The sequence below is a fragment of the Ruegeria sp. K7 genome (assembly GCF_056531785.1).
Genome location: NZ_JBQFMJ010000002.1, coordinates 369,107 through 384,526, shown reverse-complemented (window position 1 = coordinate 384,526; position 15,420 = coordinate 369,107). Strand labels below are relative to the sequence as shown.

Here is a 15,420-nt window from a genome sequence, read left to right as displayed (position 1 = left end):
TGTCTTCTCCTGTGGCGGCGCGAAGGCTGTTTGGCCTTATGCGCTCTTGGGGCAGTATGCCGGGAAAAACCGGCGGATGGGCGGGTCTTATCACGGTCATTTAGGGCATGAACAGGACGGTTTGGCGCAGTTAGCGCAACCAAGTACAAGTTTAGCGCCACCAAGAATTTTCCGCCAAAAATCTGGGCGGCAATTTGCGGGCAGCAAGGCAAATTTGCCGCAAGCTTGCCCCAAGAAAGGCACGATTCGCAGTTACGGATTGATTCGGCGTCCTAAAAACGCCAACAATGCCTTACAAATAAGCCAATTATTGCAAGAGTGAGCAGGAATAGGGATGAACCCGATGTCAAAGATTGCACTGGTGGATGACGACAGGAACATTCTGACGTCGGTATCCATGACGCTCGAAGCCGAGGGTTTTGAGGTCGAAACATATAATGACGGGCAGGCTGCCCTGGATGCATTCAACAAGAAATTGCCGGACATGGCCGTGCTGGACATCAAGATGCCCCGCATGGACGGCATGGACCTGTTGCAAAGGCTGCGCCAGAAAACTCAGATGCCGGTGATCTTCCTGACATCCAAGGATGACGAGATCGACGAGGTTCTGGGCCTTCGCATGGGCGCGGATGACTATGTCAAAAAGCCTTTTTCACAGCGTCTCCTGGTTGAACGTATCCGCGCATTGCTGCGCCGGCAGGAAGCGACCGAGGGCGACGTGTCCGCTGCCGCCTCGGGTGATGCCAAGGTCATGGAGCGGGGTGAACTTCGGATGGATCCGCTGCGCCATGCCGTAAGCTGGAAAGGCACCGATGTCTCGCTGACAGTGACCGAGTTCCTGTTGTTGCAGGCGCTGGCGCAGAGACCGGGGTTCGTCAAAAGCCGCGATCAGTTGATGGATGTGGCCTATGACGATCAGGTTTATGTCGACGACCGCACCATCGACAGCCACATCAAGCGGCTGCGCAAGAAAATGCGCGCGGCAGATCCTGAGTTTTCGGCCATCGAAACCCTGTACGGCATCGGGTACAGATACAACGAAGAATAAGAACAGCCTTCTGATAAGGGGTAGCCGGGTCTCGTGCGCGATACCGAACAAGCCAATGCGCTGCGCGACGGAGATGTCGTTCTGGGGGATGACTGGGTCATCCCGCATGATCCCGAGTCCCATGAACTCAGGGCAACGCGGTCGCGACGCAATCTGTTTTCTCTGCGCGGCTCTCCTCTGGCGCGCAAGATCATCACGTTCAACCTGATCGCCCTGGTCATTCTTGTGACCGGGTTGCTGTATCTGGACGATTCACGCAAGGAGCGGGTCCAGCAGACGGCGCGCAATCTGGTGGGTGATGCCCAGCTGGTCAGCAACGTGTTCGAAACCCAGCTGCGTCAGGCGGACTCCGACGGCCCCCGGGACGCTGCTGATCTGGATGTCAGGGACACGCTGTCCGGACTTACACTGCCCGATGGCGGCGAGGTCTTCATTTATGATGCCCAGGGCACCCTGATTGGCTGGACCCGAGGCGCTTCGCTGCCGGCGCAAATGCCTCTCGGGTTGGAGTCAGGGGCCGATGCGCCAACCGGCAGTACAGTTATCAGTGACGGCCTCAATGCCGTCTGGATGGGTCTGACGACAGTATTCACGAAACCGCAGGAAACCGATCCACCGACGCTTGCACAACGCGTACAGGAAATCATCCCGCAGGCATTGCTGGGCAATGTTCAAATGCAGGCGGTTCAGGATGATGCAGGGGAAACCGCAATCGTGGCGGCTGCGCCCATTCTGTTTGACGGAAGCCCGGTCGGTGCCGTTGCTATGGCCGGTCCGGCCGGTGAGATTGATGCGCTTGCCCGGCAGGAGCAGGAGCGCATTCTGCAGATGTTCGTGGTGGCCCTGCTGGTGTCTGTCGGCCTGAGCCTTGTTCTTGCATCAACCATCGCCAACCCGCTTGCGGATCTGGCGGCGGCTGCCGAGATGGGCAGGGACAGGGGGGGGGCTGGTGTCAATCCGGGCCGCATTCGAATTCCCGACCTCAGCGCCCGCCCCGATGAAATCGGGCAGCTCAGCGGAGCGCTGCGAGGGATGGTGACCGCGCTTTACAACCGGATCGATGCGAACGAGCAGTTTGCGGCGGACGTGGCGCATGAAATCAAGAACCCGCTTGCAAGCCTGCAATCGGCAGTCGGGACGCTTCGCATGGTCAAACGCGACGACCAGCGCGAGAAACTTTTGGGCGTGATCGAACATGACGTGCGGCGCCTGGACCGGTTGGTCAGTGATATTTCCAACGCATCCCGACTGGATGCCGAACTGGTTAAGGAAGAGGAGCAGCCCTTTGATCTGCTCAAGCTGCTGGGCAATCTTGGGCAGTATCTGGGCGAAGACGCACGGTCGAAAGGGATCGACTACATCACCGATCTGCCACCCGATCCGATTGTGATCAACGGGCTTGAGGCGCGACTGGCACAGGTTTTCGTCAATCTGATCACCAATGCGATTTCCTTCTGTGAGGAAAGCGATGCCATTCGGGTCTGGGTACGACAGCGCGAGAACCGGGTTCTGGTGGTGGTGGAAGATACCGGTCCGGGCATACCCGATCAGGCGCTGACCAAAGTGTTCAAACGCTTCTACTCGCAGCGCCCGGTCGAGCATTTTGGGAACAACTCGGGCTTGGGACTTGCGATTTCAAAACAGATTGTCGAGGCCCACGGCGGCGTGATCTGGGCGGAGAACATCCGTCCGACCGAAGCGGACATAACCTCGGATCCTTTGGGCGCCCGGTTTGTTGTCGGGCTTCCTTTGTAGGCATATGTCCAGCCCGACCCTTTCTGCCATCGAACAACAGAACACAGCTTGTATCCATGCCGCTTGCGTCAGCGTCGAAGGGCACGGCCTTCTGATTGTGGGGCGTTCGGGCGCGGGCAAGTCGTCACTGGCGCTGCAGATGATGGCGCTCGGGGCACGGCTTGTTGCGGACGACCGGGTCAGTCTGCATGTACGGGATGGCCATGTGATCGCCGACGCCGTTCCGGAGCTGCGGGGCGTGATCGAGGCGCGTGGTATCGGCCTGTTGCGCGCAGACTCTAAGGGCCCGGTTCCTGTCAGCCTCGTTGCGGATCTGGACCAGAGCGAACCCGCACGTCTGCCCGAGCCACGGATGGTGGTTCTGCTGAGGCATCCTGTTCCCTTGCTTTGGGGCGGTGAAGTCCCCAATTTGGCCGCAGCATTGGTACAATTTATGAAAATGGGACGAATGGATCCGGAATGGCCCGGGAACTGACAGCACAGCGGCGTATCGTTCTGGTCACCGGGCCTTCGGGTGCCGGACGTTCGACCGCAATCCATGTTCTCGAAGATCTGGGCTTTGAAGCCATCGACAACCTGCCCATGGGGCTGTTGACACGCCTTCTGGATGGCCCGGAAAGCGACCGGCCCATGGCGCTTGGGATCGACGCGCGCAACCGCGATTTTTCAACCATCGGATTCATTGAACTGGTGGCGAAACTCAGCCGGATGGAACAGGTCGATCTGACCACCCTTTATCTGGATTGCAGCGATGACGCGCTGCTGCGACGCTTTTCCGAAACCCGCCGGCGGCACCCGGTGGCAAGGGATTCCAGCCCCGAATCCGGCGTACGCCAGGAAAAGGAGCTGCTGGCCCCGATCCGCGAAATTGCCGATACGCTGATCGACTCGACAGCACTGAATGTCCATCAGTTGCGCGATGAGGTCGAGCGATGGTTCGCACCTCAGGGCGGCCGACATCTGGCGGTGTCGATTGAATCCTTTTCGTACAAGCGCGGCCTGCCAAGGGGACTGGACATGGTGTTTGACTGCCGGTTTCTGGCCAATCCGTACTGGCGCCCTGAATTGCGCGCGGCCGATGGTAGAAACCCGGATGTTGCAAGCTATGTTCAGTCGGATATGAACTACGGACCGTTCTTCGACAAGGTCGTCGATCTGCTCAGGCTTTTGCTGCCGGCCTTCCGGGCCGAGGGCAAGGCGCATCTTTCGGTTGCGTTTGGCTGCACAGGTGGGCAACATCGTTCGGTCGCGATGGCCGAAGCGGTCGCAAAGGCCCTTGCGGAAGAGAGCCAGCAGGTGGCAATCAGACACCGCGAAATGGAACGACGTTCGTTGAATGTGAGGCCGGATTGATCGGGATCGTAATTGTAGCGCATGGCAGGCTGGCCGAAGAATACCTGGCCGCGATGCAGCACGTGGTCGGGACACAGCCGGGTCTTGTCGCGATACCGATCGAGGCCGATCATGATCGCGACGCCAAACAAAGCGAAATATGCCGTGCCGCGGATCAGGTCGACGCTGGCGATGGTGTCGTTGTCGTGACTGACCTGTTTGGCGGCAGCCCGTCGAATCTGAGCATGCGGGCCTGCGCCCCGCAGGATCGTCGCATACTTTACGGCGCAAACCTTCCCATGTTGATCAAACTGGCCAAAAGCCGCCACTTGCCCGTCGGCGATGCCGTCCGGCAAGCGATTGAGGCTGGACGAAAATATATCAATGCGCAGAATGTCACGTTGGACTAAAATCGGATTAATTGACCATGACCACCCGAAGCTTGAAAATTATTAACGAAAAGGGCCTACACGCCCGTGCCTCAGCCAAGCTGGTCGAGGTGGTCGAGGGATTTGATGCCAGTGCCGAGGTTTCGCGGGACGGACTTTCTGCATCCGGTGACAGTATTATGGGCCTTTTGATGTTGGCAGCATCGCGCGGAACCACTATTGACGTCGAGACGTCCGGACCGGATGCTGAGGCGTTGGCGGAAGCCTTGGAAACTTTGGTGAACGACAAGTTCGGAGAGGGATTCTGAGCCGGTCCTGCCAGGACAGGAAGAACGGGAAAACCAGGAATTGGCGGAAACAACGCACGAGACCAAGACGAACCCGGTGGTAGATGGGGCCGGTGAACAAGGCGAAATCTATGATCGCAGAACGCTGACCTACGCCAACTCGTTTGACGATGCCTGGACTTCGGCTGCCATTCGGGTCATCGAATGGTGCACCGGAAAACTGACCATTTTGCGAATGGTCAATAAATTCGAAAAAAAGAACGAGTTGTATCGCGGCCAGCGTTTTTGGGGCGGCGCGCTCGAGGTGATGGGCATCAAACTGACCACGCCGCAGGAACAGATCGATCGCATTCCCAAGGAAGGCCCGGTCGTTGTGGTCGCCAACCACCCCCATGGCATGGTTGACGGCATGATTTTTGCCGAACTGATCGGCCGCGTGCGCAGCGATTATCGCATCCTGACCCGCTCGGTTCTGACCGGCCTGGATGAAGCTGCGACATCGTTCATGATCGCGGTTCCGTTTCCGCACGATCCCGAAGCCCAGGCCAAGATGCTGGAAATGCGCGGCAAGGCGATGGAACACCTCAAGAATGGCGGCGTGGTAGCCTTGTTCCCTTCGGGCGTGGTGATGTCTTCGGACAGTTGGTTCGGTCCCGCACAGGAACGGGAGTGGAACGTTTTTACGGCCAAGATGATCCGCCGGTCCGGTGCTCAGGTCGTGCCGATCTTTTTTCCTGGTTGCAACTCGCGCTGGTATCAGATCGCAAACCGTGTTTCCCCGATCCTGCGTCAGGGGCTGCTGCTGCACGAGATCGTAAGGTCCTGCAACAAACCGCAGTCTCCGGTCATCGGTGATCCGATTTCGCAGGACGACATGCAGCTGCTCGAAAAAGACCCGCGCGGGTTCATGGCATGGCTTAGAAAGCACACCTTGGCTCTGGGTGGTGGGACCAGGGCCTGATCCGCGTCTTCATCTGGCTGAAAATATCCCGGGGGTGAGCCCGGATGAAATCCGGGCGAGGGGGCTGGCCCCCTGTGCGTCAGCGCGTTGGTATTGGGACTTCGCCACGATAGTCATAAAACCCGCGCTCGGTCTTTCGCCCCAGCCAGCCGGCCTCGACATACTTTGTCAGCAGTGGACACGGACGGTACTTTGTGTCGGCCAGACCCTCATGCAACACATTCATGATCGCCAGGCATGTGTCCAGGCCGATGAAATCCGCCAGCTCCAGCGGCCCCATCGGATGATTGGCGCCCAGCTTCATTGACTGGTCGATGGACTGAACGCTACCGACACCCTCATACAATGTATAAACCGCCTCGTTGATCATCGGCATCAGGATCCGGTTCACGATGAAGGCCGGAAAATCTTCGGCGCTGGCCGCGGTCTTGCCCAACCGGTCCACAACAGCTTTGCAGGCTTTGTAGGTCGCTTCATCCGTTGCGATGCCGCGGATCAACTCGACCAGCTGCATCACTGGTACAGGGTTCATGAAGTGAAAGCCCATGAACCGTTCCGGACGGTCGGTTCGGCTGGCAAGACGCGTGATCGAAATGGAAGAGGTATTCGAGGTCAGGATCGTATGGGGCTGCAGATGCGGTTGAAGGTCCTCGAAAATGGCCTGCTTGATCGTTTCGCGTTCGGTCGCGGCCTCGATCACAAGATCGGTTTGACCCAGTTTAGGCAATTCAAGCGTGGTATCGATGCGCAAAAGGGCGGCCTGCATGGCCTCGTCGGTGATCTTTCCGCGGGACACCTGCCGGGCAAGATTGCCTTCGATCGTCGCCAGAGCATTGTCCAGCGCCTCCTGGCTGACGTCGGTCAAAAGGACGTCATATTCCGCCAGCGCCAAAACATGGGCGATGCCATTGCCCATCTGGCCCGCGCCGATCACTCCGACTGATTTTACATCCATGTTCAGGTGCCTTTGTCCCATAGGTTGATCCGACACTATCGGCAGATCGGGGCGGGCGGCAAGGGGTTGGATCAGGCTGAATTTGCTTCAAATGCGCACATTAGGGTTTTATCAATTCCTGCGGCCGCAAGATGGCACCCGGGTGAAAAACAGGTGGGTGTTATGAGCTATCTTCAGGTCGGCTCGGGCCGGGTCAATGTTGCCGTTTGCCAATATGAACAATCCAGGCTCTGGTTTCGCGGGCCTGAGAAGCGACCGGACAAGTCCTCAGTGGTTTGTGTTGGCGGCGACGAAACATTCGGGCGGTTCGTGGATCAGCCGTTCCCTTCAGTGTTGGAAGGGCGTGTGGGAAAGTGTTGTGTCAATCTGGGCAGCCTGTTTGCCGGGGCCGAGGCGTTGGTGCGCGATCAAGGGGTACTGAACCTGGTGAATGGTTCCAGGCTGTGCGTGTTGCAGATCCCCGGGCTTGCCGGTCAGTCGAACCCATTTTACCGAGTGCATCCCCGCCGAAATGACCGCTTTATTGAGCCGACGCGTAAACTCGTAGACCTTTATCCCGAAGTTGATTTCACAGAGTTTCACTTTGTGAAACATCTTTTGACGCGATTGTTGGATCTTGGGGCCGCCCGGTTTGCGTTGTTAGCCCAGGGTTTGCAGGATCAGTGGTGCAAAAACCTGCAGTCCTTTCTCGAGCGTGTTGGACCGCCAGTGATCTTGTTGTGGCTGCGCGTGCACAGGCAATCGCCATGCGATATTGGCGGGCAATTGCAGATCGACAGGCCAATGGTCGAGCAATTCCGATCGCAATGCGCGGGTATCGTCGAGTTGTCGGTCAGCGTTGCCGGCGCATCGGACGAACTTGAGGACGTGCTGTTCGGAACATTGCAACAGCCCATGGCAGAGCACATGATCGGCCCTGCCGCACACAGGACCATCGCGGATGCTCTGGTGCCGGTTGTTCAAGATCTGAACTGAAAAAGGCCCGCCTTGTGGCGGGCCTTGAAGATTTCTCGTCGAGAAAATTGTGTTCTTGATCAGCCAAGCTTTTCGGTCAGTTCCGGAACGGCCTGGAACAGGTCGGCAACCAGTCCGAAGTCGGCGACCTGGAAGATCGGCGCTTCTTCATCCTTGTTGATTGCGACGATGACCTTCGAGTCCTTCATGCCGGCCAGGTGCTGGATCGCGCCCGAGATGCCTACGGCAACGTACAGGTCCGGAGCCACGACCTTACCGGTCTGACCCACCTGCCAGTCGTTCGGAGCGTAACCCGAGTCGACCGCCGCGCGCGATGCGCCAACAGCGGCACCCAGCTTGTCAGCCAGGGCTTCGATCAGTTTGAAGTCTTCTTCGGAGCCAACACCGCGGCCACCTGAAACAACAACGCCAGCCGAGGTCAGCTCGGGGCGGTCGCTGGCCGCAACCTTGTCCTCGACCCAGGACGACAGGCCCGGATTTTCGCCGACCGAGATGGTCTCGACCGGGGCCGAACCACCTTCGCCCGCCGCGTCAAAGCTGGCGGTCCGCAGGGTGACGACCTTTTTGGCGTCGTTCGATTTCACGGTCTGGATCGCGTTGCCTGCATAGATCGGGCGTTCGAAGGTCGAACCGTCCACAACGCCGGATGCATCCGAGATCACCATCACGTCAAGCAGGGCTGCAACGCGCGGCATAACGTTCTTGGCGTCGGTGGTGGCAGGGGCAACGATGTGTTCGTACCCGTCGGCCAGACCCACGATCAGCGCTGCGGTCGATTCCGCCAGGCGGTGGCCCAGCGAAGCGTCTTCGGCAACCAGAACCTTGGAAACGCCGTCGATCTTGGCAGCGGCTTCACCAGCGGCAGCGGCGGAACCGCCAGCGGCCAGAACGGTTACATCGCCCAGAACTTTCGCGGCATTGACGGCCTTGGCGGTGGCGTCCAGCGACAGCTCACCATTGTTGACTTCAGCGAGAAGAAGAACAGCCATTACACAGCCCCCGCTTCTTTGAGTTTCTCGACCAGCTCGTCGACCGAGCCCACGATGATGCCCGCAGCGCGTGCCGGCGGCTCTTCGGTCTTGACGATTTCCAGACGCGGAGTGACGTCGACGCCGTAATCGGCGGCGGTTTTCTCGTCCAGCGGCTTTTTCTTCGCCTTCATGATGTTGGGCAGCGACGCATAGCGCGGCTCGTTCAGACGCAGATCAACGGTCACGATGGTCGGCATCTTGACGCTGATGGTCTGCAGGCCGCCGTCCACCTCGCGGGTGATCTTGGCGGTGTCGCCTTCAATGTCCAGCTCGGACGCGAAGGTGCCCTGGCTCCAGCCCAGCAGGGCCGACAGCATCTGGCCGGTGGCGTTCATGTCGTTGTCGATCGCCTGCTTACCCGCCAGAACGATGCCCGGCTGTTCTTCCTCGACCACTTTGGCAAGGATCTTGGCAACGGCCAGCGGTTCGATGTCCTGATGCACGTCATCGGCAGCAACGACCAGAATGGCGCGGTCCGCGCCCATGGCCAGAGCGGTCCGCAGCGTCTCCTGCGCCTGCTTCACGCCGATCGAGACGGCCACGACTTCCTCAGCTTTGCCAGCCTCTTTCAGGCGGATCGCCTCTTCCACTGCAATCTCGTCGAACGGGTTCATCGACATCTTTACATTGGCGAGATCAACACCGCTCCCGTCCGCCTTCACGCGAACCTTCACGTTGTAGTCAATCACGCGCTTGACAGGCACAAGTACCTTCATTTTTGCGTACGCTCCTTACAAAAACGGCAAGCCGCGTCGCGACTCCACCAATGCTCTCGGGGTGTAGATAGCGTCTCAATCCGCGCGACAACAGAGCAAAATCGTCACGTCGTAAGCTTGAGACGTCGCGTTTCATGATTTTTTTACGTAACGGTAGTGTCGCAGTGGGAACGGGTTGGTGCGCGACGGGACGAGTGGCGGACCGGAACAGACGCTTTACTGTGATTGTCGGGCCGAGGCCTCACCCTTCCGGTCGCCACCGGGTCTACAGGACACCGTGCCGCTTTCAGCGGTTCGCGCCCGGAACCCACAAAACGTCAGTCTGGCCGTTGTTGTTGGCGCAGCGGGCGGCGACGAAGAACCAATCGCTCAGCCGGTTCAAATATTTCACGGCGACTACGTTGACGGGCTCCATATTGGACAGTTCGACCACCAGACGCTCGGCCCGCCGCGACACCGTGCGACATACATGCAATTGCGCCGCCAGCCGGGTGCCGCCCGGCAGGATGAAACTGCGCAGCGGCTCCAGCCGTTCGTTCATGGCGTCGATCTCGGCTTCCAGCCGGTCGATCTGTGCCGGAGCGATCCGCAATGGCGGGTAATCCGCCTCGGCATCCTTTTCCATATCGGGACGGCACAGATCAGCACCCAGATCGAACAGATCGTTCTGGATGCGCGCCAGCGCTGCTTCGACATCGCCATCGGCTTCCGCGCGGGCGACGCCGACAAAGGCGTTCAGTTCGTCCACCGTGCCATAGCCGGCCACACGGCCCGAGTATTTGGCGACCCGTTCGCCATTGCCAAGCGCGGTTTTGCCATCGTCGCCTGTGCGCGTGTAGATTTTGTTCAGAACAACCATTTATTGCCCTCCCTGTCCGCGCAGATAGACGTAGAGCACAATCAGCACCACGGCAATGAACTGAAACAGGATGCGCAGGCGCATCATCTTGTTGCTTTTGTGGGCCGCTTCGGTCCCACCTTTGCCAAAGTTTGCAATGCCCAAAGCCAAAACGACGACAACTGCCGCCATGGCCAAAAGCAAGACCAGCATGATCAGGTCCATGGAGCCCTCGTCCGCGTTTGTTTTCACGCCTCCATCTAGCGGGCGCAGCGGCAAAAGCGAATGGGTTTTTGTGTCTCAGCCCAATGACAGAATGCGATCTATGGTTTTTGTGGACAAAACCCGGCGCAGATACCCGGCGATGTAGGTGGGCGTGGTGACGTAATAGCGCGCGCGCGGTCTTTTCGCGCTCACGGCAATCGCGAGTTTGTCGGTCACGGCTGATGCGGGCAGTTCAAACCGGTCGGGGCCAGAAGATTCGTAGAGTCGCGTCAGCAGCGAAGTTTCGTATTTTTCCCGCAATGCCGAGTTTTCCCAGTCGATGAACCGTTCAAACACCGGGATCGAGTTTTCCCGAATTTTCGAAGTGATCGGCCCGGGTTCGATCAGGACGACCTTAATATCGGTATCTCTAAGCTCCAGCCGCAGGGTGTCGGTCAGACCCTCGATCGCGTATTTCGTCGCGACATACGCACCGCGCCAGGGGAACGCGACCAGTCCAAGCACCGAGGAGCATTGTACAATGCGACCGTAACCCTGGCGCCGCATCACCGGGATGACCTGCCGGGTCAGCTCGTGCCAGCCAAATACATTGGATTCGAATATAACGCGCAACCCATCCGTCGGCACGTCTTCTATCGCACCGGGCAATCCATGTGCACCATTGTTGAACAGTGCATCCAGTGTGCCGTCGGTCGCTTCGAGCACCTGTGCCAGGCCTGTTCGGATACTATCCGCATCTGCATAATCGATTCGCGGACTGTCAAAGCCCTGTGCCCTCAGCCTGTCGCAGTCGCGCTGTTGGCGGCAGGCCGCGAAGACTCGCCAGCCGCGGGCGCGCATCCCATGAGCCGCATCCAGGCCAATACCGGAAGAGCAGCCTGTGATCAGAATGGATTTCTGCATGTCATCCCCGAGATGTTCTTTTGCCAAAAGCTATGGCGCGGTCCCGGTCAGGACAATGACATCGCTGTGTCAGTTTTCTGTTTTTCGGATCAGTGAGGCGGAAATCCATCCGATCTGTTGCCCGGGCAACACGCGCAGCCGCAGCCAGCCGGTTCCCGAATCGCCAATCACTTCGACCTTCTGTCCGATCGAAACCTTGCCAACGACCGGATAGATCGTGCCGGGCCCATCGCGCATGTTGACGCGGGTGCCCGTAACTTCGCGGATGTCTTTTGCGGGCTCGGTGGGGGCAACGGTCTGCGAAACCCCGTCGGGCACCTCAGGTGTGATCTGACGCAGCGCTGCCGCACCCTGATCCAGAGACGCCAGAGAGAATGTCGCGGCCTGATCGCCAAACAGGGACAGGTCTGAACTCAGCCCAACAGCAACCTGCGTCAGCTGCGCCTGAGTATCGACCTGAACAGGCGCCGGTTCAGGTTCCGGCTTTGGCTTCTCGGGTTCGACCGGCTTAATAGCGGCTTTTTTCACAAGGTCTTCTGCCGGGGCCGGGGCAATCGGCTTTGGTGCGGGTTTGGGAACTGACGCCACTTGCACAGGTTTTTCCGCGCGCAGGCCGCGCGGCTCGAAATCGGGGCCGCCGCTCATCACGTAGAAGCTCCATCCGAGCAGAGCAAAGGTAACAAGTATAAGGCGCGTCATGACGCAATCCCCCGGGTAATCGCAACAACAAACAGGCAGCATTCAATTGATGAAAGTTTAGCATAGCTTGGGGATTGAGTCGAAAGATGGGGGAAATCCGGGGCTTGCCTCCCCCTGTTGCAAAAAGCGCGACTTGTCCCCAGTAAATTGCACGCTGCTTGCTTTACCACGCCGCCCTTGCGTCGTATCACATCATATATGAACGACACGATCGACGACCCCAACATGGAGACCCCCGGCAACGGGGGTGAGGTAGCCGAACCGCTGCGCCGCGCGATTGGCGAACGCTATCTGACCTATGCGCTGTCCACCATCATGCACCGGGCGCTGCCCGACGCGCGGGATGGTCTGAAGCCGGTGCATCGGCGAATCCTCTATGCGATGAGAGAGCTGCGACTCAGCGCAACCGGAGGTTTCAGGAAGTCGGCCAAGATTTCCGGCGATGTGATGGGCAACTATCACCCGCACGGGGACGCCGCGATTTACGACGCGATGGCGCGTCTGGCGCAGGACTTCAACGTCCGTTACCCGCTGGTCGACGGTCAGGGGAACTTTGGCAACATCGACGGCGACAACCCGGCGGCCTCGCGATACACCGAGGCGCGGATGACCATCGTGGCCGAGGCGCTGCTTGAGGGGCTGAACGAGGATGCCGTCGACTTCCGCGACAACTATGATGGCACGCTGACAGAACCCGTCGTGCTGCCTGCACAGTTCCCGAACCTGCTGGCCAACGGTGCCAGTGGTATCGCGGTAGGGATGGCGACGAACATACCGCCGCATAACATCTCGGAACTCTGCGACGCCTGTCTGCATCTGATCAAGACGCCGGACGCCCGCGATGACACGTTGTTGAACTACGTGCCCGGCCCGGACTTCCCGACCGGCGGCGTGATTGTCGAGCCGCCAGAGAATATCGCACAGGCCTATCGCACCGGGCGCGGTTCATTCCGTCTGCGCTGCAAGTTCGAGGTCGAGGATCTGGGACGCGGCCAATGGCAGATCGTGGTCACCGAGATTCCCTATCAGGTTCAGAAATCGAAACTGATCGAAAAGATCGCGGAACTGATCCAGACCAAGAAAATCCCGATCCTCGCGGATGTGCGCGACGAATCTGCCGATGACATTCGCCTGATCCTGGAACCACGCTCCAAGAACGTGGATCCCGAGGTGCTGATGGGCATGCTCTACCGCAACTCGGATCTTGAGGTGCGGTTCAGTCTGAACATGAACGTGCTGATCGACGGGGTGACGCCCAAGGTTTGCTCGATGAAGGAGGTGCTGCGCGCTTTCCTTGATCACCGGCAAGAGGTGCTGATCCGCCGCTCGCGCCACCGTCTGGGCAAGATCGATCACCGTTTGGAGGTGTTGGAGGGCTTTATCGTCGCGTTCCTCAACCTCGACCGCGTGATCGACATCATTCGCTACGATGACGACCCCAAGGCCGCGCTGATGCGCGAAGATTGGGGCATCGATCACGTCCGCGCGACCAACGAGGCCGACTATGTCTCGCCCAAGCCGGGAGAGGGTGAACTGTCCGAGGTTCAGGTCGACGCCATCCTCAACATGCGCCTGCGAAGTTTGCGCCGTCTGGAAGAGATGGAGCTGGTTCGCGAACGTGACGAATTGATGCTGGAGCGCGCGAACCTTGAAGACCTGCTGGCCGATGAGGGCCTGCAATGGGCCAAAATCGCCGAGCAACTGAAAGAGACCAAGAAGACATTCGGCAAAGACTACGAAGGCGGCGCCCGCCGGACGCGGTTTGCCGAAGCAGGCCAGGTCGAGGAAGTGCCGCTTGAGGCGATGATCGACCGCGAGCCGATTACGGTCGTCTGCTCTCAGATGGGGTGGATTCGCGCCATGACCGGCCATATCGACCTGAAGCGTGAACTGAAGTTCAAGGATGGCGACGGCCCACGTTTCATTTTCCACGCTGAGACCACCGACCGGCTGCTGGTGTTTGCGTCGAACGGGCGGTTCTACACGGTCAGCGCTGCGAACCTGCCCGGGGGGCGGGGCATGGGCGAGCCGCTGCGCCTGATGGTCGACCTGCCGAATGAGGCGCAGATCATCGACATTTTCATTCACAAGCCAGGCCGAAAGCTGCTTGTCGCATCGGATGCGGGCAACGGGTTTATGGTGCCCGAGGATGATGTGCTGGCCCAGACCCGCAACGGCAAACAGGTGCTGAACGTCAAGGGCGACGAAACCGCGATGATCTGTAAACCGGTAGATGGGGATCACGTGGCCGTTGTGTCTCAGAACGGCAAGTTCCTTGTGTTCCCGACCGAAGACCTGCCCGAGATGACACGTGGCAAGGGCGTGCGCCTTCAGAAATACAACATGGCGCGCGGCCGCCAGGGCACGCTGGAGCTGGATGGCGGGTTGTCCGACATCACCACTTTCAACTGGGAAGAGGGCCTGAAGTGGTCGATGGGTGGTGACAAGACCCGGCACGAGGCCGATATGTCCCAGTGGCTGGCCAAACGTGCCAGCGTTGGTAAAAAACCTCCCTATGGCTTCCCGCGCGACTATAAATTCTCGTGATCAGGGCGCGCTTGCGGGTGGATTTCTGCCGATACGACTTGGCACAGGCCGTATCGGTGCGCTAGATCAAAGAAAAACAGGCCTATCGAGACGAGAACATGTTGCGCATTCTGACCCTGATCACCGGATTGGCCCTGATGGCCGCTTGCACCCAGACGCAGGTTTATGAAGAGCCAGAATCGCTGGGCGAATTCAAGCTGCGGGTCAACTATGCCTTTGCCGAAAAGGCGGTGCAGGGCCCGGTGTCGCGGGATGCGACGCCTGATGAATGGACCGCAGCCATTCAGAACGCGGTCGACATTCGCCTGGGTCGCTACTCCGGTGCACAGGAATATGACATCGGTATCAGTCTGGAAGGCTATATGCTGGCGCCTCCGGGCATTCCGGTAATCTACAATCCCAAAAGCACGGCGATTGTTCTGGTAAACGTCTACGACGTGAACAAGAAAGAGTTTCTGGCCAAGGGCAAACAGTTTCAGGTTCTTGAGGACACGACCGGCGGAAGTGCCCTGAAAGGTTCGGGACACGAGCGGACCAAAGAAGAGCAGATGAGCGGGCTTGCCCTGAAAGTCGCCGACCGGGTTGAGGAGTGGCTGGCCGAGGAACACAAGGATAATGGCTGGTTTGATCGGCGGCCCGATCTGATCCGGCCGCTCGAATCCGGGGATGTTACGCAAAATCCGGCATAAGGGGCCGCTTTTCCCTCAGGATGTGCTTGATTTTCCCCATTGAACCAAATATCTCGCGCGCGCAGATGTA

The 15,420-nt window shown here is 59.0% G+C and carries 18 protein-coding genes; 11 read left to right on the top strand and 7 right to left on the bottom strand.

The window, feature by feature from the left end:
- Window positions 1-76 precede the first annotated feature (76 nt).
- Genes ACR0FE_RS06535 through ACR0FE_RS06500 form a run of 8 tightly spaced genes read left to right on the top strand, consistent with a single transcriptional unit; the run spans window position 77 to window position 5,772 of the window.
- Window positions 77-322 carry a hypothetical protein gene (locus tag ACR0FE_RS06535; RefSeq protein ID WP_170611894.1) on the top strand — a complete coding sequence of 82 codons (246 nt, stop codon included), beginning with the start codon at window positions 77-79 and terminating at the stop codon, window positions 320-322.
- Between the two features lie 21 nt (window positions 323-343).
- Window positions 344-1,048, top strand: a complete 705-nt coding sequence (locus ACR0FE_RS06530; protein WP_170611892.1) for a response regulator — start codon at window positions 344-346, stop codon at window positions 1,046-1,048.
- A 33-nt stretch (window positions 1,049-1,081) separates the two neighbouring features.
- Window positions 1,082-2,803, top strand: coding sequence for an ATP-binding protein (locus ACR0FE_RS06525; RefSeq protein WP_480911785.1), 1,722 nt, complete (start codon window positions 1,082-1,084; stop codon window positions 2,801-2,803).
- A gap of 4 nt (window positions 2,804-2,807) precedes the next feature.
- Window positions 2,808-3,278, top strand: a complete 471-nt coding sequence (locus ACR0FE_RS06520; RefSeq protein ID WP_480911783.1) for an HPr kinase/phosphorylase — start codon at window positions 2,808-2,810, stop codon at window positions 3,276-3,278.
- A complete protein-coding gene (rapZ, locus tag ACR0FE_RS06515) occupies window positions 3,263-4,156 on the top strand; it encodes an RNase adapter RapZ (RefSeq protein WP_480911780.1) in 894 nt (297 codons plus the stop codon). Before ACR0FE_RS06520 ends, rapZ begins: the two co-directional genes overlap by 16 nt.
- Entirely contained in the window at window positions 4,153-4,545 is a 393-nt protein-coding gene (locus ACR0FE_RS06510; RefSeq protein ID WP_170611883.1) for a PTS sugar transporter subunit IIA, read from the top strand. Before rapZ ends, ACR0FE_RS06510 begins: the two co-directional genes overlap by 4 nt.
- Before the next feature lie 17 nt (window positions 4,546-4,562).
- Window positions 4,563-4,832: an HPr family phosphocarrier protein gene (locus ACR0FE_RS06505; RefSeq protein ID WP_170611881.1), complete on the top strand. Its 270-nt coding sequence runs from the start codon at window positions 4,563-4,565 to the stop codon at window positions 4,830-4,832.
- A gap of 40 nt (window positions 4,833-4,872) precedes the next feature.
- Window positions 4,873-5,772, top strand: coding sequence for a lysophospholipid acyltransferase family protein (locus tag ACR0FE_RS06500; protein ID WP_170611880.1), 900 nt, complete (start codon window positions 4,873-4,875; stop codon window positions 5,770-5,772).
- 79 nt (window positions 5,773-5,851) lie between these two features.
- Here ACR0FE_RS06500 and ACR0FE_RS06495 read toward each other — a convergent pair whose 3' ends face one another.
- The gene (locus ACR0FE_RS06495; RefSeq protein WP_170611878.1) at window positions 5,852-6,727 is read right to left on the bottom strand and encodes a 3-hydroxybutyryl-CoA dehydrogenase; all 876 of its coding nucleotides are present in this window, start codon (window positions 6,725-6,727) and stop codon (window positions 5,852-5,854) included.
- Window positions 6,728-6,889: 162 nt separating this feature from the next.
- Between ACR0FE_RS06495 and ACR0FE_RS06490 the strand changes: the two genes are divergently transcribed.
- Window positions 6,890-7,702: a DUF6473 family protein gene (locus ACR0FE_RS06490; RefSeq protein ID WP_480911776.1), complete on the top strand. Its 813-nt coding sequence runs from the start codon at window positions 6,890-6,892 to the stop codon at window positions 7,700-7,702.
- A 59-nt stretch (window positions 7,703-7,761) separates the two neighbouring features.
- Here ACR0FE_RS06490 and ACR0FE_RS06485 read toward each other — a convergent pair whose 3' ends face one another.
- The 6 genes from ACR0FE_RS06485 to ACR0FE_RS06460 form a co-directional block, all read right to left on the bottom strand.
- Window positions 7,762-8,691, bottom strand: a complete 930-nt coding sequence (locus ACR0FE_RS06485) for an electron transfer flavoprotein subunit alpha/FixB family protein (RefSeq protein ID WP_170611876.1) — start codon at window positions 8,689-8,691, stop codon at window positions 7,762-7,764.
- Window positions 8,691-9,449 (bottom strand): electron transfer flavoprotein subunit beta/FixA family protein, encoded by a 759-nt coding sequence (locus tag ACR0FE_RS06480; protein ID WP_170611874.1) that lies wholly within the window; start codon window positions 9,447-9,449, stop codon window positions 8,691-8,693. Before ACR0FE_RS06480 ends, ACR0FE_RS06485 begins: the two co-directional genes overlap by 1 nt.
- 286 nt (window positions 9,450-9,735) lie before the next feature.
- On the bottom strand, window positions 9,736-10,308 hold the full coding sequence (locus ACR0FE_RS06475; RefSeq protein ID WP_480911773.1) for a cob(I)yrinic acid a,c-diamide adenosyltransferase: 573 nt from the start codon (window positions 10,306-10,308) through the stop codon (window positions 9,736-9,738).
- On the bottom strand, window positions 10,309-10,512 hold the full coding sequence (locus ACR0FE_RS06470; protein WP_170611869.1) for a twin transmembrane helix small protein: 204 nt from the start codon (window positions 10,510-10,512) through the stop codon (window positions 10,309-10,311). It abuts the gene before it with no gap.
- 75 nt (window positions 10,513-10,587) lie between these two features.
- On the bottom strand, window positions 10,588-11,415 hold the full coding sequence (locus tag ACR0FE_RS06465; RefSeq protein WP_480911769.1) for an SDR family NAD(P)-dependent oxidoreductase: 828 nt from the start codon (window positions 11,413-11,415) through the stop codon (window positions 10,588-10,590).
- A 69-nt stretch (window positions 11,416-11,484) separates the two neighbouring features.
- A complete protein-coding gene (locus tag ACR0FE_RS06460; protein WP_321251022.1) occupies window positions 11,485-12,114 on the bottom strand; it encodes an SH3 domain-containing protein in 630 nt (209 codons plus the stop codon).
- Window positions 12,115-12,312: 198 nt separating this feature from the next.
- Here ACR0FE_RS06460 and ACR0FE_RS06455 point away from each other — a divergent pair, with 198 nt between their 5' ends.
- On the top strand, window positions 12,313-14,661 hold the full coding sequence (locus tag ACR0FE_RS06455; protein ID WP_480911767.1) for a DNA topoisomerase IV subunit A: 2,349 nt from the start codon (window positions 12,313-12,315) through the stop codon (window positions 14,659-14,661).
- Between the two features lie 98 nt (window positions 14,662-14,759).
- Window positions 14,760-15,350 (top strand): hypothetical protein, encoded by a 591-nt coding sequence (locus tag ACR0FE_RS06450; protein ID WP_170681495.1) that lies wholly within the window; start codon window positions 14,760-14,762, stop codon window positions 15,348-15,350.
- Window positions 15,351-15,420: the final 70 nt, after the last annotated feature.